23 protein-coding genes are annotated in these 23,428 nt (G+C 69.7%); 12 read left to right on the top strand and 11 right to left on the bottom strand.

The annotated features are described in order from the left end of the window. Nucleotides 1-2: 2 nt before the first annotated feature. Nucleotides 3-647, bottom strand: a complete 645-nt coding sequence (locus ACZ5VQ_RS28520; protein WP_469107491.1) for an ATP-binding protein — start codon at nucleotides 645-647, stop codon at nucleotides 3-5. A gap of 227 nt (nucleotides 648-874) precedes the next feature. Here ACZ5VQ_RS28520 and ACZ5VQ_RS28515 point away from each other — a divergent pair, with 227 nt between their 5' ends. From ACZ5VQ_RS28515 to ACZ5VQ_RS28505, 3 genes are all read left to right on the top strand, one after another. Further along, the gene (locus tag ACZ5VQ_RS28515; protein ID WP_469107366.1) at nucleotides 875-1,723 is read left to right on the top strand and encodes a helix-turn-helix domain-containing protein; all 849 of its coding nucleotides are present in this window, start codon (nucleotides 875-877) and stop codon (nucleotides 1,721-1,723) included. After that, nucleotides 1,720-1,938 carry a DUF397 domain-containing protein gene (locus ACZ5VQ_RS28510; protein ID WP_469107365.1) on the top strand — a complete coding sequence of 73 codons (219 nt, stop codon included), beginning with the start codon at nucleotides 1,720-1,722 and terminating at the stop codon, nucleotides 1,936-1,938. The genes ACZ5VQ_RS28515 and ACZ5VQ_RS28510 overlap by 4 nt, the downstream gene beginning before the upstream one ends. Before the next feature lie 651 nt (nucleotides 1,939-2,589). After that, on the top strand, nucleotides 2,590-3,960 hold the full coding sequence (locus ACZ5VQ_RS28505) for an HNH endonuclease signature motif containing protein (protein WP_469107364.1): 1,371 nt from the start codon (nucleotides 2,590-2,592) through the stop codon (nucleotides 3,958-3,960). 47 nt (nucleotides 3,961-4,007) lie between these two features. Here ACZ5VQ_RS28505 and ACZ5VQ_RS28500 read toward each other — a convergent pair whose 3' ends face one another. Then, nucleotides 4,008-4,280, bottom strand: coding sequence for a DUF1876 domain-containing protein (locus tag ACZ5VQ_RS28500; RefSeq protein ID WP_469107363.1), 273 nt, complete (start codon nucleotides 4,278-4,280; stop codon nucleotides 4,008-4,010). A gap of 206 nt (nucleotides 4,281-4,486) precedes the next feature. Here ACZ5VQ_RS28500 and ACZ5VQ_RS28495 point away from each other — a divergent pair, with 206 nt between their 5' ends. The 5 genes from ACZ5VQ_RS28495 (at nucleotide 4,487) to ACZ5VQ_RS28475 (ending at nucleotide 7,690) form a co-directional block, all read left to right on the top strand. Continuing rightward, on the top strand, nucleotides 4,487-5,062 hold the full coding sequence (locus tag ACZ5VQ_RS28495) for a SigE family RNA polymerase sigma factor (protein WP_469107362.1): 576 nt from the start codon (nucleotides 4,487-4,489) through the stop codon (nucleotides 5,060-5,062). Then, nucleotides 5,059-5,580 carry a PASTA domain-containing protein gene (locus ACZ5VQ_RS28490; protein WP_469107361.1) on the top strand — a complete coding sequence of 174 codons (522 nt, stop codon included), beginning with the start codon at nucleotides 5,059-5,061 and terminating at the stop codon, nucleotides 5,578-5,580. The genes ACZ5VQ_RS28495 and ACZ5VQ_RS28490 overlap by 4 nt, the downstream gene beginning before the upstream one ends. 85 nt (nucleotides 5,581-5,665) lie before the next feature. Then, nucleotides 5,666-6,382, top strand: a complete 717-nt coding sequence (locus ACZ5VQ_RS28485; RefSeq protein ID WP_469107360.1) for a hypothetical protein — start codon at nucleotides 5,666-5,668, stop codon at nucleotides 6,380-6,382. A 94-nt stretch (nucleotides 6,383-6,476) separates the two neighbouring features. Continuing rightward, nucleotides 6,477-7,289 (top strand): rhamnogalacturonan acetylesterase, encoded by an 813-nt coding sequence (locus tag ACZ5VQ_RS28480; RefSeq protein ID WP_469107359.1) that lies wholly within the window; start codon nucleotides 6,477-6,479, stop codon nucleotides 7,287-7,289. A gap of 98 nt (nucleotides 7,290-7,387) precedes the next feature. Continuing rightward, a complete protein-coding gene (locus ACZ5VQ_RS28475) occupies nucleotides 7,388-7,690 on the top strand; it encodes a hypothetical protein (RefSeq protein ID WP_469107358.1) in 303 nt (100 codons plus the stop codon). 99 nt (nucleotides 7,691-7,789) lie between these two features. Here the strand turns inward: ACZ5VQ_RS28475 and ACZ5VQ_RS28470 are convergent, their stop codons facing one another. Beyond that, nucleotides 7,790-8,743, bottom strand: coding sequence for a GlxA family transcriptional regulator (locus tag ACZ5VQ_RS28470; protein WP_469107357.1), 954 nt, complete (start codon nucleotides 8,741-8,743; stop codon nucleotides 7,790-7,792). A 164-nt stretch (nucleotides 8,744-8,907) separates the two neighbouring features. Here ACZ5VQ_RS28470 and ACZ5VQ_RS28465 point away from each other — a divergent pair, with 164 nt between their 5' ends. After that, complete coding sequence (locus ACZ5VQ_RS28465; RefSeq protein WP_469107356.1) at nucleotides 8,908-9,477, top strand: protease; 570 nt, start codon at nucleotides 8,908-8,910, stop codon at nucleotides 9,475-9,477. Here ACZ5VQ_RS28465 and ACZ5VQ_RS28460 read toward each other — a convergent pair. Continuing rightward, nucleotides 9,440-9,982, bottom strand: a complete 543-nt coding sequence (locus tag ACZ5VQ_RS28460; protein WP_469107355.1) for a hypothetical protein — start codon at nucleotides 9,980-9,982, stop codon at nucleotides 9,440-9,442. The two genes, ACZ5VQ_RS28465 and ACZ5VQ_RS28460, sit on opposite strands and share 38 nt — an antisense overlap. A 156-nt stretch (nucleotides 9,983-10,138) precedes the next feature. Here ACZ5VQ_RS28460 and ACZ5VQ_RS28455 point away from each other — a divergent pair, with 156 nt between their 5' ends. After that, nucleotides 10,139-11,227: a PucR family transcriptional regulator gene (locus ACZ5VQ_RS28455; RefSeq protein WP_469107354.1), complete on the top strand. Its 1,089-nt coding sequence runs from the start codon at nucleotides 10,139-10,141 to the stop codon at nucleotides 11,225-11,227. A 184-nt stretch (nucleotides 11,228-11,411) separates the two neighbouring features. Here the strand turns inward: ACZ5VQ_RS28455 and ACZ5VQ_RS28450 are convergent, their stop codons facing one another. From ACZ5VQ_RS28450 to ACZ5VQ_RS28440, 3 genes are all read right to left on the bottom strand, one after another. Continuing rightward, nucleotides 11,412-12,362: an alpha/beta hydrolase gene (locus tag ACZ5VQ_RS28450; protein WP_469107353.1), complete on the bottom strand. Its 951-nt coding sequence runs from the start codon at nucleotides 12,360-12,362 to the stop codon at nucleotides 11,412-11,414. Nucleotides 12,363-12,545: 183 nt separating this feature from the next. Beyond that, on the bottom strand, nucleotides 12,546-14,066 hold the full coding sequence (locus ACZ5VQ_RS28445; RefSeq protein ID WP_469107352.1) for an MFS transporter: 1,521 nt from the start codon (nucleotides 14,064-14,066) through the stop codon (nucleotides 12,546-12,548). Nucleotides 14,067-14,248: 182 nt separating this feature from the next. Beyond that, on the bottom strand, nucleotides 14,249-15,610 hold the full coding sequence (locus tag ACZ5VQ_RS28440; protein ID WP_469107351.1) for a DUF445 domain-containing protein: 1,362 nt from the start codon (nucleotides 15,608-15,610) through the stop codon (nucleotides 14,249-14,251). Nucleotides 15,611-15,831: 221 nt separating this feature from the next. Here ACZ5VQ_RS28440 and ACZ5VQ_RS28435 point away from each other — a divergent pair, with 221 nt between their 5' ends. Further along, nucleotides 15,832-17,148, top strand: coding sequence for an SGNH/GDSL hydrolase family protein (locus ACZ5VQ_RS28435; RefSeq protein WP_469107350.1), 1,317 nt, complete (start codon nucleotides 15,832-15,834; stop codon nucleotides 17,146-17,148). 47 nt (nucleotides 17,149-17,195) lie between these two features. Here the strand turns inward: ACZ5VQ_RS28435 and ACZ5VQ_RS28430 are convergent, their stop codons facing one another. The 4 genes from ACZ5VQ_RS28430 to ACZ5VQ_RS28415 are packed head-to-tail and all read right to left on the bottom strand — an operon-like array spanning nucleotide 17,196 to nucleotide 20,770. Continuing rightward, the gene (locus ACZ5VQ_RS28430) at nucleotides 17,196-18,083 is read right to left on the bottom strand and encodes a DUF1707 SHOCT-like domain-containing protein (RefSeq protein ID WP_469107349.1); all 888 of its coding nucleotides are present in this window, start codon (nucleotides 18,081-18,083) and stop codon (nucleotides 17,196-17,198) included. Nucleotides 18,084-18,093: 10 nt separating this feature from the next. Next, nucleotides 18,094-19,095, bottom strand: a complete 1,002-nt coding sequence (locus ACZ5VQ_RS28425; RefSeq protein ID WP_469107348.1) for an ABC transporter ATP-binding protein — start codon at nucleotides 19,093-19,095, stop codon at nucleotides 18,094-18,096. Between the two features lie 6 nt (nucleotides 19,096-19,101). Beyond that, nucleotides 19,102-19,968 (bottom strand): ABC transporter permease, encoded by an 867-nt coding sequence (locus tag ACZ5VQ_RS28420; RefSeq protein WP_469107347.1) that lies wholly within the window; start codon nucleotides 19,966-19,968, stop codon nucleotides 19,102-19,104. Continuing rightward, nucleotides 19,961-20,770, bottom strand: coding sequence for an ABC transporter permease (locus ACZ5VQ_RS28415; protein ID WP_469107346.1), 810 nt, complete (start codon nucleotides 20,768-20,770; stop codon nucleotides 19,961-19,963). Before ACZ5VQ_RS28415 ends, ACZ5VQ_RS28420 begins: the two co-directional genes overlap by 8 nt. A 199-nt stretch (nucleotides 20,771-20,969) precedes the next feature. Between ACZ5VQ_RS28415 and ACZ5VQ_RS28410 the strand changes: the two genes are divergently transcribed. After that, complete coding sequence (locus tag ACZ5VQ_RS28410) at nucleotides 20,970-23,381, top strand: transglycosylase domain-containing protein (RefSeq protein ID WP_469107345.1); 2,412 nt, start codon at nucleotides 20,970-20,972, stop codon at nucleotides 23,379-23,381. The last annotated feature ends 47 nt before the right edge of the window (nucleotides 23,382-23,428 follow it).

Raw genomic sequence — 23,428 nt, 5'->3', positions numbered from 1 at the left:
TCTCACATCGATTCGCCCGCGAGGCCGACTTCAGCCTCGAAGTGCGTCTGGGCTCGGTCGAGCGCTTCATCCGCATCACGGCCATGCGCTCGAAGCCAGTGCAGGAGGTCGGCGATGGCATGGATCGCCACTTCCTCTGCCGTGGCCATGCTCAGCGAACTTGAGACTGCTCTTCGCGGCGACCTTGCTGCCCGATACAGATCGAGCATTCCCTCGGCTCTTGCCACACGGGGGCCTCCGCCGTGCCCGTTAGGTGTGGTCAGGCTGGTAGAGAGCTCGCACCATGTCACCTTGCGGTCAGCCAGGAGCTGGACGCCCCAGCGATCGGCGGTGGCGTCGATGAGCGCCATGCCCCGCCCCGACTCGGCATCGAGGTCCGAGCTGAGGAGCGTTGGAAGAGCTCGTGAGTCGGGGTCGTGGACCTCGATACGCAGATGAGTGCCGTTCATAGACACCACGAGGGTGGTCGGAGTGCCGAGACCAACGTGCGTGATCACGTTGGACACGAGCTCGCTGACGCAAAGTTGGGCTTCGTCGATGACTTCCTGCAAGCCCCAGACTCCCAGGTGCAGCCTCATGATGCGGCGCAGGGCCGCCACCTCCTCGGGTTCGGCCGTGAAGGCCAAGTCCCATGGCTTCCGGTACATGCACGCTTCCTGAATCACCGGGTCCCCTCTCGTCGCTCGCCGTCGCCTCCGGCACCAGGTGCTCGGCGGAGTGTCACGAACGCTCACAGTGAGTGGCGTTGCTTGCCAGGATGACGTTCACACATCCCGCCGTGCAATGTGCACGGCGGGATTCCCACTTCCGAGTGATTGGCAAGCCTGCCCCTTGGCACGAGACTGAACGCCGGTTACCGAGAAGGGTGTTGGGAATGGCAGGTTCACCGACGGCACGCCGTCGTCGTCTCTCGATCGAGCTGAAGAAGCTGCGCGAGGCGAACGCCCTCACCTGCGCCCAAGTCGGTGCGGCACTGGACTGGAGCGGCTCCAAGGTCAACCGGATGGAGACGGGAAGCGGCAGGGTCCAGCCGTCCGACATCGATGCGCTGTGCCGCTTCTACGAGACCGGCGACGACCTGCGGGAGTTCCTGAAGTCGCTTGCGAGGCAGGCCAAGACGCGCGGCTGGTGGCAGGAGCACGGATCGGGGGTTCCCCAGTGGTTCTCCATCTACATCGGCCTGGAGCAGGAGGCCTCCACGTTCCGCCAGTATCAGTGCGAGCTGCTCCCGGGGCTCATGCAGACCCCGGCGTATGCCGGCCAACTTCACAAGACTGGAGCGCATCTGCCCGCCCAGGACATCGATCGGGCGGTGCGTGTACGTATGGAGCGCCAAGTCATGCTGACGCGGCCCGAGGCCCCGGATGCCTGGTTCGTCGTGAACGAAGGCTCCCTCCGCAATGTCATCGGGGAGCGGGCGTTGATGAGAGAGCAACTCGAACGCGTCTTGGAGTCGGCGGAGTTGCCGAGCGTCACCCTGCAGGTGCTCCCGTTCGACTCAGGCACCTACCCGGCCACGGGATCGTTCACCATGCTTGGCTTCCCCGACCAGGAGGACCCGGACATCGTATATCGGGACGGCATCACCGATGCCGTCTACCTGGAAGGGGAGCATCATGTGCGTGAGTACACGAGGGCGTTCGACGGCTTGAGGGCAGCTGCCCTGAGTCCTCAGCGCTCCGCCGAGCTGATCAAGTCCGTTCTTAAGGAATACGCAAGATGAGCATTGCGCGGCCCGCTCCCCAGGACCCCTCCTCGTGGTTCAAGTCCTCTTACAGCAACGGCGCGGGCGGCGAGTGTGTCGAGTGCGCCCACGCCGTCGACGGAGCCCTCGTGCGCGACTCCAAGAACGCTCGTGGCCCCGTGCTCACGATTCGCCTTCACGCTTGGCGGGCCTTCATACGGGCCTTGGATAGCGATGGTCCGGGGGAGCTCTAGACAGCTTCCACGAACATGCTCGGCAGAATCTGGCGAGGGAGTCCGCCCGGCGTGATGTGGTACCGCCGGCTCGCGCAGACTCGGAGCCGTGACCTGTCGACATACACAAATGCGTGGGTTGGCAGTGTCTTGATGGCTTGGTCGAGCCAATGCCTGGGTGGGATGGGGGCGTTGGTGAGCCCGGACTTCGAAGGTGCCATGGGGCCGCCCGCTTCTTTTTCAGTGTCGTGCTTCCGTGGGCCGTGTAAAGGGCGGCCTTCGGCCGTCGCCTGCGGCGATTTCGCTGCGCTTCACCCTTGACTCGGCCCACGGAAGCACGGGTGAGAAGCGAGCGGGCGGCTCGGAAAAGTGGGGTCCCCGGGTAGGGGTGCGCGCGGGTGGGTTTGCGGGTGGGCCGGAGGCTTCGGGCGCGGTTGCGTCTCGCCAGCACGCCGGGGTGGCTTAGCGGCTTTCGGGTAGCGGGGGGTTCTATACGTGCGGGGCGCCTCCGGGGTTCCCTGCTTGGGGTCCTTTCTTTCACCCTTTCGATTACTTGGCTGACCTGGCCTTATCACGTTGAGTGAGGGAGAATTGAAGGAGTCAACTCGCCTGGTGGGGACGGTGAGTTGGTGTCGTCTCGGGGCCCGGCGGGAGGGGGTGAAGGCGTTGACTGTGAGCGAAGTGGGTCAGGGGGGAGTGCCCGTCTCCACGGGAGTGGGCGCGGAGTCTTTGGATGCCTGGGCCGCCCTCTTGCGGGAGCAGGCTCCCAGTGCTGAGACTGCTGCCTCTCTTGATGATTTGAAGGGTGAGTGGCTTTCTCCTCGGGGGCGGGTTGATGCGCTTGCCGTTGTGGAGCGGCATCTGGGGTGGTTGCAGGCCAAGCAAGTTGAGTTGTTGGCCTTGATTTCCGATCACACCGAGGGGCCGGCGCAGGCCGATGTGCCCGGTGTGGGTGCGGATATGGATGCCGTTTTTCTGGGTGAGTGGGACTGTGCTGTTGAAGAAGTGGCCTGTGCTCTGAAGTTGGCCAATTCCACTGCTGCTCAGCGGTTGGAGACTGCTCGGCTTCTCGCTGGGCGGCATCCGGGCACCTTGGGGTTGCTCACCGACGGGGAGATCTCGTATCAGCAGGCCAGGATCGTGGCCGAGCAGTGTGCCGTGTTGGCCGTGGACGTGGCTGGGGAGGTCGAGAGGGCGCTCGTCGAGCGGATGCCTCAGCAAGCCGCGGGGCAGACTCGGGCCGCCGTGCGGCGGCAGGTTCATCGGGTTGATCCCGAGGGGGCCGAAGCTCGGCATCAAGAGCGGGTGCGGGAGCGGAAGTTGTTGTCCTATCCGCAAGAGGATGGGATGGCCTTGTTCGGGGCCGTGTTGCCCGCCCAGCGCGCCGCCGTGATGCAGCAGGTCGTGGAGGCGTACGCCGTTGGGTACGGGGACGACGGGCGTACGTTGGATCAGAAGCGGGCCGATGCGTTGTACGACCTGGTGGTCCACCAGCAGCTCGGCCCCGGAGCACGTGAGAGTGGGAGTGGCTGCAGGGCCATCACCACCGTCGTCCACGTCACCGTTCCGCTCGATGTGCTTATGGGCCTTGATGATGGGCCGGGGGAACTCAAGGGGTACGGGCCCGTCACCGCCGGTCAGGTTCGGGAGATTGCCTTCGCTGCCGGGACCGTATGGCGGCGGCTTCTTGTTCAGCCTGCGAGTGGGCTGCTCGTGAAGACCGATCCCCTTACCTACAAGCCGACCGCAGAGACTGCGCGGCATGTGGTTGCTCGGGATCAGTACTGTGCGTTTCCCAGTTGCCGGATGCCTGCCTCGCGTTGCGATCTCGATCATGTGCGGCCTTTTGACCATGCTCGTCCGGAGCGGGGTGGGCCTACCACTCCCGAGAATCTTCAGCCGCTGTGTCGGCGGCATCATCGGCTCAAGACTCATCATCCGGGGTGGAGAGTCACCCGCGACGCTCACACCGGGGCCGCCGTCTGGACCGCGCCGACCGGGCATACGTATATCAACACCCCGCCCCCCGTATATCGGGAGTGAGCAAGCGCGGGAGTCGGCCTGCCCCTTGTCCTGCCGGTCAGGTCAGGTCAGGTCAGCGGGTGTGACGTTCGGCCCGAGGCCTCGTCTATTTCGTCGTGGGCCTTGGTCAGGAGTTTCATCGCCAGTTCGTTGAGGGCCCTGGCGCCGGCCACTTCCTCGCCCACCCTGGGCTGGTTGGAGTCGGACGGGTGGCGGCTCGCGTAGCCGTGGGCCCGTACCTCGCTTCCGTCGGGGAGTCGTACGAGGGCGGCTGCGCGGGTGCGGTTGTCGTCCTCGTCGAATTCCAGCTCTACGTGCCATCCGACAGCGGTCTTCATCATCACGATCACCTCCGGAGCTGCTGTTTCCAGCCGCTTCCACCGGTTTCCGCCTCATTCCAGAGTGCGCCTGCTCGGCTGCGAATGCACGACGTCCTCGCGAGAAGGCCCTCCCCCCTCCCGACCAGCCTGTGACCCAGGTCTCATCGCCGCCGTGCAGCAGAAAACACGGCTTCCGCGTCGAGGGGGTGACAGGAAGGGAGGAGCGTGTGGATCTGGCAACCGAGTGGAAGCTGAGTGCCGGTCGCGGTGAGGCCGGGGCCGAGTCGGCGGAGATGGACTTTCAGCAGTTCGTCGCCGCCCGGTCGGCTCCGTTGTTCCGCGGCGCCCTCGTTCTGACCGGGAACCGCGAGACGGCGGAGGATCTGGTCCAGGAGACCCTGGAGCGGGTCTGCCGCAAGTGGCGGACGATCGTCGCCAAGGATGCCCCGGACGCGTACGTCCGGCGGATCATGGTGAACCTGGCCAACGACCGTTGGCGGAGGTTCCGTCGCACGGTTCCGCACCAGGACACCGGCGACATGGCTGCTCCGGGTGACGAGTACGGGCGTATAGACAGCAGGGACCAGTTGGTCCGCGCTCTGCAGAGTCTGCCGATGCGGATGCGTACGGTCGTGGTGCTGCGGTACTTCCACGATCTGTCCGACGCCGAGATCGCGGCCGACCTGCGCATCTCGCAGAGCACCGTACGGTCGCAGCTCGCTCGCGGCATGGAAAAGCTCAGAAGCCAGTTTCCCGCGCTCTCCGGCCCTTCACCACGGCAGCCCGAGGAGGGAACCCGATGACCTCGAACGATTCGCGGCCCTTCGGCTGCGCACACCCCACATCCTTCGAAGAGGAACTGGTGAACGCCATGAACAACTTCGCGAACTCCGCCGACGCACCCACCTTCGACGCGCCCGGCATCACGCGCAGGTCCCGTCGCAAGCGGGCCACGGCCATCGCCGGTATCGCGGCCGCCCTCATCGTGGCTGGCGGCGGTACCGCCCTCGCCTCCATCACCGGCGGTTCCGACTCGTCGACACCCGCTCCCGCGGCCGCCATCACCGCAGCGCCCGCCAAGGACGCCGCCACCCTGTTGTTCGCCCACGGCGCGGGCATCACCATCCCCATCGATCTTCTCGGCCGGAGCTTGGACGACGCCAAGGGGCAGATCGCGAAGACCCAGACCAAGCTGGGCAAGGTCGGCGAGGTGGACTGCGGCAAGTACGGCAAGCCGGGCACGGTCATCCAGGTCGACCCCCACAGCCCGAAGACCGTCGCCAAGGGCGACACCGTCGATGTGACGCTCTGCGCCGGCTGATCCGAGGCCCCTGTTCGCGCCCCGCTGCTCCCGGTACCGGTGCCCGGAGGAGCGGGGCGCGGCACGCTCAGGGATGATCTGTCCCATGGGGCATGGGAAAGGGCACGGGGCGGACATGGACGACGCCCGGGCGTGGGACAAGCGGCTGGCATGGGCGTACGGGCTGATCTCGAACGACCCGGCCGAACGGGCCGCCGCGCTCGACCACTTGGCCTCCGCGCGCCGGAGGACCGAGGAGGCTCAGCATCGGTTCAACGAGACGTTGCGGATGCTGCAGGGGCAGGGGGTGATGTATCCGTACGAGGATCCGGCGCTGCGGTCGGCCAACGAGGAGTATCTGTGGGCTCGGAGCCATTCGTTGCCCAGCGGCATGTGGGACAGAGGGCCCGGTGAGGATCTTGCCGAATGGCCCGGGCTGCCCTACGCGCTGCTCTTCCTGGAGTGGGAGGCCCGGTATCCGGAGGAGTGGACCCGGCATGCCAAGGCGTGGGGGACCAAGGAGGGGCTCATCCGCGATCTGGCCACCGACGCCGTCGGGCAGGACCCGGTGGCCCGGACCAAGCTGATCGACCTGGTGGAGATCGTCGTACGGCGTGCCTATCGCTGCAAGGACCGTGAGTACGTGCGCATCGCCCGGGTCGTCGACGGGGACCCGCTGCGGGTACGGCTGGAGGGGGCCCGGCGTTCGGAGAACCCCTGGGCCCAGTTGCACGCCGGGTATGTGCTGTGGATTCTGGACCGTCCCGAGGTGCCCAACAGCCGTCATGTCTGGCGGACTTGGCTGGCGGACGCGCGTCAGTAGGCCCGCCGGTTGCCGGTACGGCCCCGGCAACCTTTCACTTCCCGGCTGCCACCTCTCTCTGACAGTTCCTCAACTCCTGTGCAGGGATGGTCCGATGAGTCGCGATGTCGGTGTGAGCAGTCGTAGACGGTTCCTTGTCGCTGCCGCGGGTGCGGTCGGGGGCGGTGCGGTCGGGGTGCTGGGGGTGCCCGGTGCCGCTGTTGCCGCCGCGGCTGCGACCGGCACCGTGTACGTCGCCAGTGACTCCACCGCCCAGACGTACAACTCCCGCTACTACCCCCAGGCCGGCTGGGGGCAGAAGCTGCCCTCGTTCCTGACCTCGAACATCACCGTCGCCAACCATGCGATCGGCGGGCGGAGTTCGCGGTCCTTCATCGAGCAGGGGCGGCTGGCCGCGATCCATCAAGTGATCAAGGCCGGTGACTACCTGTTCGTGCAGTTCGGGCACAACGACGCCACCGTGAGCAATCCGGAGCGGTACACGTCTCCCGCCGACTACAAGGAGTACCTGCGCAACGACTACATCCGGGCGACCCGGGCGCGGGGCGCGACCCCGGTCGTCGTGACGCCGGTGTCGCGGCGCTCCTACAACGCGTCGACGGGGAAGTTCAACGTCTCCTTCCCTGCGTACGTGGATGCCGCGAAGGCGGTCGCGCGGGAGGAGGGCGCCCCGCTGGTCGATCTCTCGGCTGCCAGCCGGGTCTACCTCGACGGAGTCGGGATCGAGGGGTCCAAGGGGATCTTCCTGTGGCTGGCCGCGGGGCAGTACGCGAACTTCCCGAACGGGGTCCAGGACAACACCCACTTCCAGGAGCGGGGCGCGGTCGAGATGGCCCGGCTGGTCGCACGGGCCGTGGCGGGGCTGGGGCTGCCGCTCTCGGGAGAGGTGGTGCCGGGCGCCCGATAGGGGCGGGTTAGCCTCGGTCGACCGAACGGAATCCCGTATGGAATCCCGTGTGGAATCCCGTATGGAATCCCGTACGGACGCAGCACCAGGAGGCAGTGATGGCGAAGGTACCGGCAGCGGCGGTGGCCGCGGGTGGGCTCATCGGTGGGTACGGGGTCGCTCGCTGGACCGGGAAGCGGCAGCTCGGCGGGGCCGTACTCGCCGTCGCCGGGGCCGCGGCCGCGCAGCGGTGGCGGCAGCAGGCCGGCGGGCGGGCGGCGACCGCGCTGACCGTCGCGTACGTCGCCGGGTTCGCCGGATCGCATCCGCTCGCCAAGAAGGTGGGCGCCTGGCCCGCGGTGTTCGGTGTGGCCGGGGCCGTTGCGCTGGCGTCCTGGGCGGTGGCCGACCGGCGCGGCTGAGGACGTCTTTCCTGTCGGGGCTGTTCCCGGTTCTCGGAGCCGTCCCCGGTTCTCGGAGCCGTCCCCGGTTTTCGGGCCGGCTCCGGGGAGGGACGGACCTTAGCTCACCGGCGCTCCCCGGAACGCCCTCCGGTAGGCCTGCGGGCTCGTTCCCACCACCCTCTTGAAGCGGTCGCGGAAGGCCGTCGGTGAGCCGAACCCCGTCTGGACCGCGATCCGTTCGACCGGGTGGGTCGTGGTCTCCAGGAGGTGCTGGGCGCGGCGCACCCGCGCCAGGTGCAGCCACTGCAGCGGCGTGGTGCCGGTCTGTTCGCGGAACCGGCGGTTGAGCGTACGGGCGCTCATGCCCGCCCGGGCCGCGATGTCGTCCAGGGTCAGATCGCGGTCGGAGTGCTCCTCCAGCCAGCTCAGCAGGGGTTCCATCGTCGTGCCGGCCGGGGCCGGCGGCTGGGCGTGGACGATGAACTGGGCCTGCCCGCCCTCCCGTTCGAGCGGCATGACGGACATCCGGGCCGCGTGCGCGGCGACGGCCGAGCCGTAGTCCAGGCGGATCATGTGCAGGCACATGTCCATCGCCGCGGCGGCGCCGGCCGAGGTGAGGAACTGGCCGTTGTCGACGTAGAGGACGTTCGGGTCGACCGTCACCTTCGGGTACATGGCCGCCAGGTCCGCCGCCGCGATCCAGTGGGTCGTCGCCCGCTGTCCGTCCAGCAGACCGGTGGCGGCGAAGATGAACGCGCCGACGCAGATCGACGCGATACGCGTCCCGTTCGCGGCCGCCGCGCACAGGGCCTCGGCGACGCCCGGCGGCAGCGGCACGGTCGGGTCGGCGGTGCCCGGCACGACGATCGTGTCGGCCTCGGCCAGCACCTCAAGACCGTACGGGGCCCGTATGGCGAACGGGCCCGCGCTCACCTCCTCGGCCACCGAGCAGACCTTGATCCGGTAGGGCGCGCGGCCGTCCGGCAGCCGGGCCCAGTTGAACGTGTCGATCGGCGCGGAGAGGTCGAACGGGATGACCTGGTCGAGTGCCAGTACGGCCACTGTGTGCATGGCGAAAGAGTAGGGGTGGCGCGGGTTCTCGCCAACAGGGGGGTGGCCTGCTGCTGGCCTACTGTCGGTCCACCTACTGCTGAAACAGGTGCTGGCGAGAATCCGTTGAACCCTGGCAATAGCGCCACTTCCACAAGATCCGGTACGCCGCCTACCGTCCCCTCGTGACCAAGTTCTTCCTCGTTCTCCATGTCCTGGCCGCGATCGTCGCCGTCGGGCCCGTCACCGTGGCGGCCAGCATGTTCCCGCCCGGCGCGCGCCGCGCCCTCGCCGATCCGGGGGACCAGCGGGCGGCTGAGACGCTACGGCTGCTGCACCGGATCTGCCGGGTGTACGCGGGCCTCGGCATCGCCGTTCCCGTCCTCGGTCTCGCCACGGCCATGAGCATGGGCGTACTCGGTGACGCCTGGCTGATCGCCTCGATGGCGCTGACCGGGATAGCGGCGGCGGTCCTGCTGGCGCTGGTGCTGCCGCGTCAGGAGGAACTCCTCGAAGCGGTGGAGGCGGCGGCCGGGCCGGACGCGACGGCCGACGTCGCCGGCACAACTGGCGCTGGAGCCACCGCCGGCGCCACGAGCCCCCTCGCCGCCACGGACACCACCACGTCCACCGGCGGCACCGCGAACCCCCGTGCCACCGTCCGGCTCGCCATGTTCACCGGCATCTTCAACCTGCTCTGGGCCACCGTCACGATCCTCATGATCGTCCGCCCTGGTTCCACGACGGGCGCCTGACGGCCGGGGCCGAGGAGCCGCCGCCCGTTCCCGAGGAGGAGTGGGCGAACACCAGCCCGTCCGTCGAGTCCCCCGTGTCCTGCCTGAACTGCCGGGCGACGGACGCGGCGACGAGTACCCCAGCCGCCATCACAAGCGTGGAGAACGCCCAGGTGAGAGGCCACAGGGACGCGTCCGGCGGCTCGGGGTTCGTGCGGAACGAGAGGTACATGAGTGTCGCCGGGGGCGCCGCCACCAACAGCAGGGGCCAGGCGAGGGCGTCGCGGCGGCCGAAGTACACGGCCAGGAGGAGCAGGGTCACGGCAAGGACCGCGACGCCGAGGACGGTCACCGGGGTCGTCTCGGTCGTCGAACCGGGTGACTCGGGGCGGTTGCGCAGATCCCAGGGCAGGCAGAGAAGGTACGCCGCCGAGGACAGGGCGGCACCCAGCAGGCGGGTCAGCCAGCGTTCCGTCCAGGGGCGCTTCGACAGCAGGCCCAGCAGCTTCTCGGTCATGGGGGTCATGGGAACGAGCGTTCCTCAGACGCACACGGGGCCGACAGAGTACGCGTACTCAGATCGCCGGGGCCTTCCTCCCTCCCGGCCGCACAGTCGCACAGCCGTACAACGGGGGCGCACGACCGGCCCGTACGACCCGCCCGCCGCCTAGACTCCCAGGTCATGAAGGGACTGCTGCTACGGCTGTCGGCCCTCGACGCGGACGCTGCGGCGGCGCTGCGGGTCATCGCGCACTTCGAGGCGCTGCTCGGGGCCGGGCGGCTCGACACCGAGTCGCTCGTGCGGTCCACGGCGGGTCTTGCCGAGTGTCCGGCGGGCCTTGAGGTGGGCGGGCGTGTGGTGCGGTTCGGGCCGGCCGGGACCGTACCGGCGGGGCCGGCCGGCACGGTCTCCGGGAGCGCCGAGTTCGCACCGGGCGGCCGGGTGTGGCTGGAGCGGGCGGGGGCGCCGGGGCCCTTCGACGAGCTGGTGCTGGAGTGGATGGCCATCGCCGCGGGCGTCGTGCACGGCAGCCGTGAGCAGGAGAGCGCGCCCCATCAGGTGGCGGACCCGGCGCTGGTCGAGCGGGTGCTTTCGGAGCGCGAGGCCGTCGAGGACCGGGCGCGGGCGCTGCGCCTGCTGGGTCTGGCGCCCGAGCAGCCGCTGCGGGTGGTGGCCGTCGCCGGGGCCTCCTCGGTGGCCGTGCTGGGGCGGCATGAACTGCGGCCCGGTGTGCGGGTCGCAGCGGTCGGTCCGCTCGCGGTGGCGCTGGCGCCGGGTGCCGAGTCGGCCGCCGACGCGCTGCGGGCGTTCCTGCGTGAGCACGGTGCCGACGGCGTACGGATCGGGATCGGCGGCAGTGCTCCCGCCCTGGACGCCTGGGCCTCCTGGGCGCAGGCCAGGCTCGCGCTGCGGTTCGCCGTCGATGTGGCGGGGGTGCCCGACGAGGCCGTCGTGGACCACGACACCCTCGGGCCGGTGGCGTTGCTCGCCGACATCCCCGTCGACCGGCTGCGGGCCCAGCCCGACGTGCGCGCCCTGGCCGAACTCGCCGAGGGCAAGGGCGGCCCGGCGGCCCTGGCCGCCCTGACCGCCTTCCTCCGCACCGGCTCCCTCCGCCACGCCGCCACCGACCTCCACCTCCACCACAGCTCGGTCGCCGCCCGCCTCACAGGAGTGGAAACCGCCCTGGGCTACCACCTGAGCAACCCACAGGACCGCTTCAGGGCCCAACTGGCGCTGTACGCGCTGCGATTGGCGGACGAGGACTAGGGCGCCGGGCGCCGCGCGAGAGCCACGGCGACTCCGACGCTTTTTAGGGGCGCGCAGGGAACTGCGCGAGAGCCACGGCGACACCGGCGCTTTTTAGGGGCGCAGGGAACTGCGCGACCAGCCACGACGCGCCCGCACCCGACAAACAACAGGTACCCGTACCCACCTGGTGCTTCGAAGGGCGCTACCTCAGCGCCCTTCGAAGGACCGCAACCGCCTCGGCCGCATCCCTCTGGGAGACCTCCGCATGGGCGACCATCGCCGAGCCGTGGAACGTACCCGGGAACAGATGCAGCTCAACGCTCACCCCGGCCGCGAGCAGCGCACGGGCATAGTCGATGCCCTCGTCCCGCAGCGGATCGAACTCCATCACCGAGATGTAGGCGGGCGGCAGCCCCGCAAGCTGCTCGGCGGTGGCCCGGGCGGGAGCCGCGTAGATCGGGACGTCCGGGCTGCCCGGCACACCGGTGCCGAGGTAGGCGTCCCAGCTGATGATCGCGTTGGGCCGGTTCCACAGGGGCGTGTCGGTGAAGTCCCGCATGCTGGGCGTGTCGAGCCGGTCGTCGAGCTCGGGGACGCCGAGGTACTGGAAGACGATCGCAGGCCCGCCCCGGTCACGGGCCAGCAGCGCCAGACCGGCCGCGAGACCGCCGCCCGCACTGACGCCGAAGAGGACGACCCTGGCGGGGTCGACACCGAGTTCGGCGGCGTTCTTGGTGAGGTGGACGAGTCCGGCGTACGCGTCTTCGAGGCCAGCCGGGTACGGGTTCTCGGGGGCGAGCCGGTACTCCACGGAGAAGACGGCGGCGCCCAGTTCCCGTGCGAGCGACACGTTGGTGCCATGGTCGAATTCGACACTGCCCAGCATGAAGCCGCCGCCGTGGATGTCGTAGATCACCGGGAGCGGTCCCTCGACGCCCTGCGGGCGGTAGCCGCGCAGGGTGACGTCCGGGGCGCCCTCCGGCCCGGGCGCCACCACGTCGAAGACGTCCACGCCGGTGGCGTCCACGTCCTCCAGGGCCGCGGTGATGCCGACGAGCATCTCGGCCCGGGCTCCTTCGAGGTCCGAGGTGTCGGCCCTGGGCAGCATGGGCACGACCGCGGCAAGCTCCGGGTCCAGGGGGTAGGTCGTCATCTCGTCCTCCGATTCGACGCGCGGTCCCGTCGTCGTCGCGGCTCTGCGTCGTCACGTCGCTGCGTCGTTCCGGAAACGGTGACACGGCGCATCCTCGCAGGTCACCCGACGGGCGTCGGGTAATCCGGGAGGGCGGCCCGACAGCCGTACGGGCCGAGGCTCGGGGACGCGGGAGGGGCGGGCCTACGCCGTCGCCCCGGAAGGCGTGGGCCCGGAAGGCGGCGGCCCTGAAGGCTTCGCCCCGGATGACGGCGAAACCGCCTCCGACAGCGGCCTGGCGATGTCCTCCAGCGACCGGCGTTCCGCCCGTACCGCGAGTGCCGCCGCGACCAGACCCGCCGCGCACATCAGCCCGGCGCCGATCTGGAAGGCGAGCACCGTGTCGCCGACCACGCCCGTGCTGGTCAGGTCGGCGAAGAGCAGCGGCCCGCTGATGCCGCCGGCCGCGGTGCCGATGGCGTAGAAGAAGGCGATGGCCATCGCGCGGGTCTCCATCGGGAAGATCTCGGAGACCGTGAGGTACGCGCTGCTGGCGCCCGCGGAGGCGAAGAACAGGACCACGCACCAGCAGGCGGTCATCGTCGTCGCGCTCAGCGAGCCCCGGTCGAAGAGCCAGGCGGTGGCGAAGAGCAGGATGCCGGAGAGCAGGTAGGTGGACGAGATCATGATCCGGCGGCCCACGGTGTCGAAGAGCTTGCCGAGCAGCAGCGGGCCGAGGAAGTTGCCGGCCGCGATGACGGCGAAGTAGTAGCCGGTGTCGGAGGTCGGCACGTCGAAGAACGTGGTGAGGATCGCGCCGAAGCCGAAGGTGATCGCGTTGTAGAGGAACGCCTGCCCGATGAAGAGGGAGAGGCCGAGCACGGCGCGCTTGCGGTACGTGGAGAAGACCGTGCGCCCGATGGTGAGGAACCCGATGCTCTTGCGCTGGTGGATGGTGATCTCGCCTGCGGGCGGCGGGAGTTCACGTCCGGTCTCCTCCTCGATCTGCCGCTCCACGGAGGCGACGAGGCGTTCGGCCTCCTCTCCTCTGCCGTGGATGAACAGCCACCTGGGACTCTCGGGGACGTTGCGGCGTACGAGCAGGATCACCAGGCCGAGGACGACGCCGAGGAGGAAGGTGAGCCGCCAGCCGACGTCGATCGCGAAGAGGTCCGTGTTCAGGGCGACGATCGACAGGAGCGAGCCGCCGATCGCGCCGAGCCAGAAGCTGCCGTTGATGATGAGGTCGACGCGGCCGCGGTAGTGGGAGGGGATCAGTTCGTCGATCGCCGAGTTGATGGCCGCGTACTCGCCGCCGATACCGAAGCCGGTGAGGAAGCGGAAGAGGAAGAACCACCAGGTGGAGAAGGAGAACGCCGTCATCGCGGTGGCCGCGAGATAGACGGCGAGGGTGATCATGAACAGCTTTTTACGGCCGAAGACGTCCGTCAGCCGGCCGAAGAACAGCGCCCCCGAGCAGGCCCCGGCCACATAGAGCGCGGCCGCGATACCGGTGACCTGTGCGGCCGAGATGGGCAGCCCGCTGCCGGACTCGGAGAGCCGGCCCGCGATGTTGCCGACGACGGTGACCTCCAGGCCGTCGAGGATCCACACGGTGCCGAGCCCGATGACGATCGTCCAGTGCCAGCGCGACCACGGCAGCCGGTCCAGCCGTGCGGGGACCGCAGTGGTGACAGTGCCCGTATCGGCCTCGGTGACGGCCATGGCTCGCCTCCTCCGCCCCCGGGCACGTGCGGCACCGGGGCACACCCCCGAGTCCCCAGATCCGCGCCCCTCTCACCTGCCACCCGTCACGCAGCCCGGGGCTACGCCCCTTTTTGGGGGCGCGGGGAACTGCGCGACCAGCCCCCACCCACCCGCAGACGAACCCCCAGCCCCGCGGAGCGCTACGCCCCCAGCGCCCGGGACACCGCAAAAATCAGAAGGCCCGCCAGCGAGCCGACCACCGTGCCGTTGATCCGGATGAACTGCAGGTCACGCCCGATGTGCGCCTCGATCTTCTTCGAGGTGTGCTCGGCGTCCCAGCCCGCGACCGTGTCCGTGATGAGCGAGGTGATCTCGTCGCGGTATGTCGTCACGACGTACACCGCGGCCCCCTCGACCCAGCCGTCGACCTTGGCCTGGAGCTTCGCGTCGGTGGCCATGCGCGCGCCGAGCGAGAGCAGCGACGCCCGCACGCGCAGCCGCAGTTCACTGCGCTCGTCCTCCGCGGCGGACACGATCATCTGCCGTACGGAGGACCAGGCGGACGCGATCAGGTCCTGGACCTCGCCGCGGCCGAGGACCTCCCGCTTGAGGTTCTCCACCCGGGCGCGGGTGTCGGTGTCGGACTGGAGGTCGGAGGCGAAGTCGGTGAGGAACCGGTCGAGGGCACCGCGGGCCGGGTGGGCGGGCATGTCGCGCATCTCGGTGACGAAGCGCAGCAGTTCCTTGTAGACACGCTCGCCGACCCGCTTGTCGACGAACCGCGGGGTCCAGCCGGGGGCGCCGCCCTGTACGGCGTCCATCACCTGGTCGTTGTGGAGGACCAGCCAGTCGTGGGCGCGGACGCAGATCAGGTCGACGACCCGCCGGTGGCCGCCGTCCGCGACGACCTTCTCCAGCATCTTCCCTATGCCGGGGGCGATCTCCTGGGCGTCGGCCCGCCGGTTGATGGCCTCGCCGACGACGGCCTGCACGTCCGAGTCGCGCAGCACGGCGAGGGCGCCGCGCAGGGCGGTGGCCAGTTCCGCGGTCACCCGGTCGGCGTGCTCCGGATGGGCCAGCCAGGCACCGAGGCGGCTGCCGATACCCACAGAGCGCAGCCGCTGCCGTACGACGTCCTGCGAGAGGAAGTTCTCCCCGACGAACTCGCCCAGGGAGACGCCGAGCTGGTCCTTCTTGGTGGGGATGATCGCGGTGTGCGGGATGGGGATGCCGAGGGGGTGCCGGAACAGCGCGGTGACGGCGAACCAGTCGGCGAGCGCGCCGACCATGCCGGCCTCGGCGGCCGCGGCCACATAGCCCGTCCAGGCGCCCGCGCCGGAGTTCCCGGCCCACTTGGCCAGTACGTACACGACGGCGACGAACAGCAGCATGCCCGTCGCCGTGAGTTTCATCCGGCGCACCCCGCGGAACTTCTCCTCGTCCGCGGGGCTGAACGAGTTCATCGCGCGCCCGGGCACCGTGCGGTTCGCCACACCGCCGGGCCGGGCATGCTGCCCTTCGGGCCCCGCGTCATCCTTTTGATCCGCTTTCGCGCTTTCCATCCACTCCACCCGTTCCCTGTCCCCCACACCCATTGTCCCAACCTGACCGACTACTGGAACGGAACAGGAGTTCCCGGCGTCTTGCCGGGCGGGGCCAGAAAAATCGGATACGGGCGGCGGGGGCAATGGGGGCCCTGTCTGCTTCCCCCCACGCCATGCCTCATCATGGGGTCATCACATCGGAGCCTCGGGCTCCCACTGCCCGAGGAGACTTGCACCGCATGACCAAGCGTCACGGTTATGCCTTGCTGGCCGCGATCGTCGCCGTAGTCGTGGTCATCTCAGCCGCCATATACGTCGGGGTCGCCGCCGACGACGGCGAGGAGAAGCCGCTCGTGGGCGGCGGTACGCCACACAACTCGGCGGCCCCCGCGTCCGTCGGCACCTGGGTCGGCGCCTGGTCGGCGTCCCCGTCCGGGGCGGAGCCCGGCACCGAGGCCAACGGAATGGCCGGCCGTTCGGTCCGCAACGTGGTGCACGTCGGCGTCGGCGGCACCGCGGCCCGGATCACCCTGTCCAACCTCTACGGACAGCAGCCGCTCAGCATCACGCACGCCTCGGTCGCCGTCGCGGCCGCCGCGAACAACCCCGCCGCTGCCGCCGGCACCATGCGCCGCCTCACCTTCCGCGGCAGCCCGTCGGTGATCGTGCCGGCCGGGCAGCAGGTGGTCAGCGACGCCGTGCGCCTGCTCGTCCCGCACGACACGGACGTGCTGGTGACGACGTACTCGCCGACCCCGTCCGGGCCGGTCACCATCCACCCGCAGGCACGGCAGATCTCGTACACCGCCGAGGGCGACCTCACGGAGGACGTGACCGGCACCGCGTACACCGGGCAGACGCCGTACTGGCGCTATGTGACCGCGCTGGACGTGCTGAGCAACGAGTCGGACGGCACGGTCGTCGTCATCGGCGACTCGCTCACCGACGGCTCGACCTCGTCCGTGGGCGAGAACCGGCGCTGGACGGACGTCCTCGCCGACCGGCTGCGCGACAACTCGAACGGGCCCCGCTACAGCGTGGTCAACCAGGGCATCAGCGGAAACCGCGTCCTCGGCAGCGGCCTCGGCCGGCCCGCCGAGAACCCGAGCGGTCTGATCCGCTTCAACCGTGACGTGCTCGGCCGTACGAACGTCAGGGCGGTCGTGGTCGCCCTCGGCGTCAACGACATCCTCCGTACGCCCCAGCAGACCGACGCGAACAAGATCACCGCCGGGCTGCGCGAACTGACGCGCCTGGCCCACGCCCGGGGCCTGCGGGTCGTCGGGGCCACGCTCATGCCCTTCCAGGGCCACCGCGGCTACCGTCCGCACCTGGAGGACACCCGCCAGGCCGTCAACGCCCAGATCCGTGCCGGCAAGGTCTACGACGCCTACGTCGACTTCGACAAGGCACTCCGCGATCCCTACAACCCCCGCCGCCTGCGCTCCGACTACGACTCGGGCGACCACCTCCACCCCAGCGACAAGGGCTACAAGCGCATGGCGGAGGTCTTCGACCTGAAGGACCTGAAGGGCTCGGCCCCGGCCGAGCTGTGATCTTTTAGGGGCGCGGGGAACTGCGCGACGCCCGGCCGGGGCTGGGCTCAGTCCCGGTCCCGCCGCTCGTCCCGCCGCTCGCGGCGTTCCTCCCGCCGAGCCTCCCGATGCTCCCGCATCATCTCCCGGTGCTGCTCCATCGCGGCCCGGTGGATGGACCGCGCGTCATCCAGCGAGTCCCGGTGATCCAGCGCGCCGGAGCCCTCCAGGGCCCGGCGCCGGGACTCCTCCAGCTCCTCCTGCCGCGCGGCCTTCCGCTCCAGCTTCTCCAGCCGCCGCTCCTCCTTCTGGCGGAGCCGTTCGGCCTTGGTCACCTTGCGCTCGACACCGACACCGCCCCAGAAGGCGAACCCGGTGACGACGACACGCGGGGCGCCGGGGTCGCCCTCGACGCCCTCCTCGCTGTGGTCGAAGCCGCCCATGACGCCGATGCCGCGGACGACGACCTCGACGCCGGGCGGCACGATCACGCTCATCCCGCCCATGATCGCGACGCAGTTGACGACGACCTCGCCGTCGGCGAAGTTCGCCTCGCGCAGGTCGATGACACCGCCGCCCCAGAACGCGAAGGAGTTGAACCGCTTCGGCATGGTCCAGCGCCCCTTGCGCTCGAACCCGCCCAGAACCGCGACACCCCACCGGGACGAACCGTCACCGCCGACGATGCGGCCCGCCCAGCCGCCCGCCCCCGCGGGCTGCTTGACCATGGAGACGGTGGGAGCGGGAGGAGTCACCCCGGGCGCGGGCAGATCCCGCGTGATGGGCGCCAGCTCCTTGTACGTACGGGCCTTGTACGTCGCCTCCAGACGCTCCTCGAACTCCTCCATGTCGAGGCGGCCCTCTGCGAGGGCGTCCCTCAGGACTTCGGCGACCTGCTCGCGGTCGGCGTCGGAGGCTCGCAGCTCGGGAAGCCCGTCGGGGAGTTCGTCCGTCATGGACAGAAGCCTACGAGGTTGCCTTCTCCTCGTACATGCGGCTGATGACCGCCTCGATGTCCGGCTCACGTACCGACAGGTCCACCAGCGGATACGCGGCGGCGATCCGCGCCACGAGCGGCGCCGCCGACTCCGCCGCCGGGAACGCGAGCCACTGCCGCGGCCCCTCGACCTTCACCACCCGCGCCGACTCGACCTCGATCGGCGGGAGTTCACGCTCCAGGTCCACCACCAGCGTCCGCTCGCTCTCGCCGATCTCGTGCAGCCCGGTCAGCGGCCCGTCGTACATCAGACGCCCGTGGTCGATGACCATCACGCGCCGGCACAGCTGCTCGATGTCCGTCAGGTCGTGGGTGGTGAGCAGCACGGTCGTGCCGCGCTCGGCGTTGAGGTGCCGCAGGAAGTCCCGCACCTTCGCCTTGCTGATCACATCGAGCCCGATCGTCGGCTCGTCCAGGTACAGCACCTCCGGGTCGTGCAGCAGCGCCGCCGCGATGTCCCCGCGCATCCGCTGCCCGAGCGACAGCTGCCGTACGGGTACGTCCAACAGCTCGCCCAGTTCGAGGAGTTCGACGCACCGGTCGAGGTTCTCGGCGTACCGCGCGTCCGGGATCCGGTACATGCGGTGCATCAGCCGGTACGAGTCGATCAGCGGGAGGTCCCACCACAAGGTCGTCCGCTGCCCGAACACCACCCCGATGCGCTGCGCAAGCCTGGTGCGCTCGCGGGACGGATCGATACCCGCCACGCGGAGCCGGCCGCCGCTGGGGGTGAGGATGCCGGTGAGCATCTTGATGGTGGTCGACTTGCCCGCGCCGTTCGGCCCGATGTAGCCGACCATCTCGCCGCGCGCCACGGCGAAGGAGATCGAGTCGACGGCCCGCACCTGCCGCCGCTCACTGCGCATGAAGCCGGTCTTCTTGCGTACGTCGAAGACCTTCTCGACGCGGTCGAGGCGAATGAAGTCGTCGGCGTGGTCGAAGTCCCTCTGTGTGTCCGTCTGCGTGTTCATGTGCGGCTAACTCCCCGTGCTCCGGTACGAACGAAGACCCGCGCGCCAGGCGACCCCCGAGAGCGCGCAGCAGACGACCGCCACCAGCGGCGGCAGGAACGCGACCCACTCGGGCAGGTCGAGCGGGTAGGGCCGGTCCAGCACGTACAGCGCGGGCAGCCAGTTGACGAAGGCCAGCGGCAGCACGAACGTCACCCCGCGCACCAGGTCCTTCGCGAAGACCGTCGGCGGATACTGCAGCAGCGTGGTGCCGCCGTACGTGAAGGAGTTCTGCACCTGGGACGCGTCCTGCGCCACGAACTGGAAGGCCGCGCCCGCCACGAACACCGACGCGAAGATGGCGGCCCCGCTGACCACCATCACCGGCACCAGCAGCACCTTCAGCGGTGTCCAGGAGATGTCGACCACGACGAGCGCGTACCCGAGGACCAGCAGCCCCTGCGTGATCCGGCCCAGGCGGCGCAGCGCGAACCGGTCCGCGGCGACCTGCGCGAGCACCGGCGCGGGCCGTACGAGCAGCGTGTCGAGCGTGCCGTCGCGCACCCGCTGCCCGAGCCGGTCCACCGAGCCGAGCGCCAGATCGGTGAGTCCGAACGCGGCACTGGACAGCCCGTACAGGAACGCCACCTCGCCCAGCGAGTAGCCGCCGAGCTCGTCGACCCGCGAGAACATCAGCAGGATCGTGACGAAGTCGAGCGCGGTCCCCGCGAAGTTGCCGAAGGCCGTCATCGCGAAGGACGCGCGGTACGCCATCGTCGAGCGGATCCACATCCAGGCGATCAGCCGGTAGGCCCGCAGCCCGTCCACCACTCGCGAGCGACCGGCAGGCGGGAAGCCGCGGTGCGCGTCGTGCCTCTCCCGAAGGTCAGCCACCCTGGACCACCACCCTGCGCGTCGCCGCCGACTGGACCAGGCGGCCCACCGCGAGCAGCCCGACGGCCCACGCTGCCTGGAAGGCGTACGTCCGCAGCAGCGCGAGGCCCGTGCGCTCGCCGAGCAGCACGTCCGCCGGGGCCTGGAGCAGCGCCGACCAGGGCAGCGCCCGGGCCAGCTCGCCGAGGCCGCCCGGGAAGACGTTCAGCGGCAGCGTCATCCCGGAGAAGAAGATCCCCGCGAGCACCGCCAGCTGCTGCACACCCGCCCCGTCCATGAACCAGAACGCCAGCAGCGCGACGAGATAGCGGATCGCGAAACTCACCAGGAGACCGAGGACGACCGCGACGAGGAACGCCAGCCAGGTCCCGACATCCGCCGGAAGCGCGAGATGGAACACGAGCCCCCCGAACGCCATCGGCACCACACCACGCCCCACCAACTGGAACGCGGACCGCCCCGCGTCGGCCGCCAGCCACCACATCTGGAGGTCCGCGGGCCGGTACAGGTCGATAGCGATGTCACCCGTACGGATTCTCTCGATCAGCTCGTCCTCGAAGCCGCCGCCGATCACCGCGACCGCCGCGAGCAGCCCCTGCCCGAGCCACACGTACGTCACCGCCTGGGACTGGTCGTACCCGCCGAGGCCAGGCCTTTCGTCCCACAGCGCGATGTACGTGTACGCCAGGATCAGCCCGAAGACGGTGTTGGTGAACACGCCCGCGGCGGTCGCCACCCGGTAGGTCGCGTACCGCCGGAACGCACCCGTCGCGACGGCCGCGTACAACCGCCATGTCCCCACGTCGGGCCCCCTTCGGCCGGTCCGAACCAAAGCGCAGGAGCCTAGCCCCGGGGCCGTACCGCGTGCCACGCATTTTCTCCCCGGGACGCGTGCCACGTGCGGGGAACGAATCGCCGGGTGCGACAGTCTTCAAGGAGGGGCGCACAAGGCGTACGAGGGCGTACGAGACGTATGACGCGAAACGGGAGTCCGGCACAACATGAACGACCAGCCGCAGCCGCAGCAGCCGAGCGAGGGCTGGGCACCGAGGGAACCGGGACCCGCCACCGCGGCGGCACCCGAGACACCCGGCAAGAAGCCCAAGCGACCGAAACGCACCGGATGGCGACGACTGATCCCGACCTGGCGGATGGTGCTCGGCACGGTCCTCACCGGGCTCCTGCTGCTCATCGGCGCGTTCGCACTCGGCTACTACCTGGTGAAGATCCCAGCCGCGAACTCCGCGGCGATGAAGCAGAGCAACGTCTATCTGTACGCGGACGGCAGCCAGCTCGCCCGTGACGGCGAGGTCAACCGGGAGAACGTGACCCTGGCGCTGATCTCCAAGGACGCCCAGCACGCGGTGCTGGCCGCCGAGGACCGCGACTTCTACAGCGAGTCCGCGGTCGACCCCAAGGCGATGATCCGCGCCGGCTGGAACACCGCGACAGGCAAGGGCAAGCAGTCCGGCTCGACGATCACCCAGCAGTACGTGAAGAACTACTACCTGGCCCAGGAGCAGACGGTCACCCGGAAGGCGAAGGAGTTCTTCATCGCGATCAAGCTGGACCGCGAGAAGAGCAAGGACGACATCCTGGAGGGCTACCTCAACACCAGCTACTTCGGCCGCAACGCCTACGGCATCCAGGCCGCCGCCCAGGCCTACTACGGCGTCGACGCCAAGGACCTGACGGTCGGCCAGGGCGCCTACCTGGCCTCGCTGCTCAACGCGCCGAGCGAGTTCGACGTCGTCGCCCACCCAGAGAACAAGCCCGCGGCGCTGGCCCGCTGGAACTACGTCCTCGACGGCATGGTCAAGAAGAAGTGGATCACCGCGTCGGAGCGCTCGGGCGTCAAGTTCCCCGAGCCGAAGCAGACGGTGATCGCGGCCGGCATGTCCGGACAGCGCGGCTACATCGTGAAGGCCGTGAACGACTACCTGACCGACAACAAGATCCTCGACGAGGACGAGCTGAACGCCGGCGGCTACCGCATCACGACCACCCTGCAGAAGCCCAAGCAGGACGCCTTCGTGAAGGCCGTGAACGACCAGGTGATGGAGAAGCTCGACAAGAAGAACCGCAAGGTCGACAACTACGTCCGCGCGGGCGGCGCCTCCATCGACCCGAAGACCGGCAGGGTCCTCGCGATGTACGGCGGCATCGACTACACGAAGCAGTACTACAACAACGCGACCCGCCGGGACTACCAGGTCGGCTCCACCTTCAAGCCGTTCGTGTTCACCGCGGCCGTGCAGAACGACTCGACCACCCAGGACGGCCGCACGATCACCCCGAACACCGTCTACGACGGCACCAACAAACGCCCCGTACAGGGCTGGGAGGGCGGCACGTACGCCCCGGAGAACGAGGACCAGGTCTCGTACGGGCAGATCTCGGTCCGTACCGCCACGGACAAGTCCGTGAACTCCGTGTACGCCCAGATGGCCGTGGACGTCGATCCGGAGAAGGTCGAGAAGACGGCCGTCGCCCTCGGCATCCCGTCCGACACCCCCGACCTGACGGCGTCCCCGTCGATCGCGCTCGGCCCGGCCACGGCCAGCGTCCTCGACATGGCGGAGGCGTACGCGACCCTCGCCAACCACGGCAAGCGCGGCACGTACACGATGATCGAGAAGATCACCAAGGACGGCGCTGACGTGGTGGACCTGCCCGAGCGGAAGACCTGGCAGGCGGTGAGCCGCGAGGCCGCCGACACCACGACCTCGGTCCTGCAGAGCGTCGTCGACGGCGGCACCGGCACGGCCGCGCAGGCCGCCGGACGGCCCGCGGCAGGCAAGACCGGCACCGCGGAGGAGGACCAGGCGGCCTGGTTCGCGGGCTACACCCCGAACCTCGCCACGGTCGTCGCCATCATGGGCCAGGACCCCGACACGGGCGCGCACAAGCCGCTGTACGGGGCGCTCGGGCAGCCCCGCATCAACGGCGGCGGCTACCCGGCGCAGATCTGGGCCCAGTACACGAAGGCCGCCCTGAAGGGCACCTCCGCCCAGGAGTTCGACCTGCGGCTCCAGGACGGCGCGGAGGAGCAGCAACTGCCGCCGGCCGACCCCGACGAGGACCAGCCGGGCACGGACGCCGGGCAGGACAACGGCGGCACGACCACCGGCGGCGAGGAGACCCCCGCGACCGAGGGTCAGACCAACGGCGGCACCACCACGGACGGGGGCACCACCGGCGACGGCGGGACGACGACCGACGGCGGCACCACGGGCGACGGCGGAACGACCGACGGGGGCGCGGCGACGGGCGGCGGCACCGGCTTCCCCACGGGTGGCACCGACGGGGCAGGCGGCACCACCGGCGACGGCGGAACGACGACCGACGGCGGAACGACGGACGGCGGGGGCGAGGACGGGGGCACGGGGACGACGTTGGGTGGTTTCCCGTAACGGCCCTGGCCCCCGTGACCGTCGGGCCTTCCGGGGGCGGCTTCCGG

The organism is Streptomyces sp. NPDC033178, assembly GCF_055577685.1.
The sequence above is the reverse complement of the archived record's forward strand: the minus strand, read 5'-3'. Positions and strand labels throughout refer to the sequence as shown.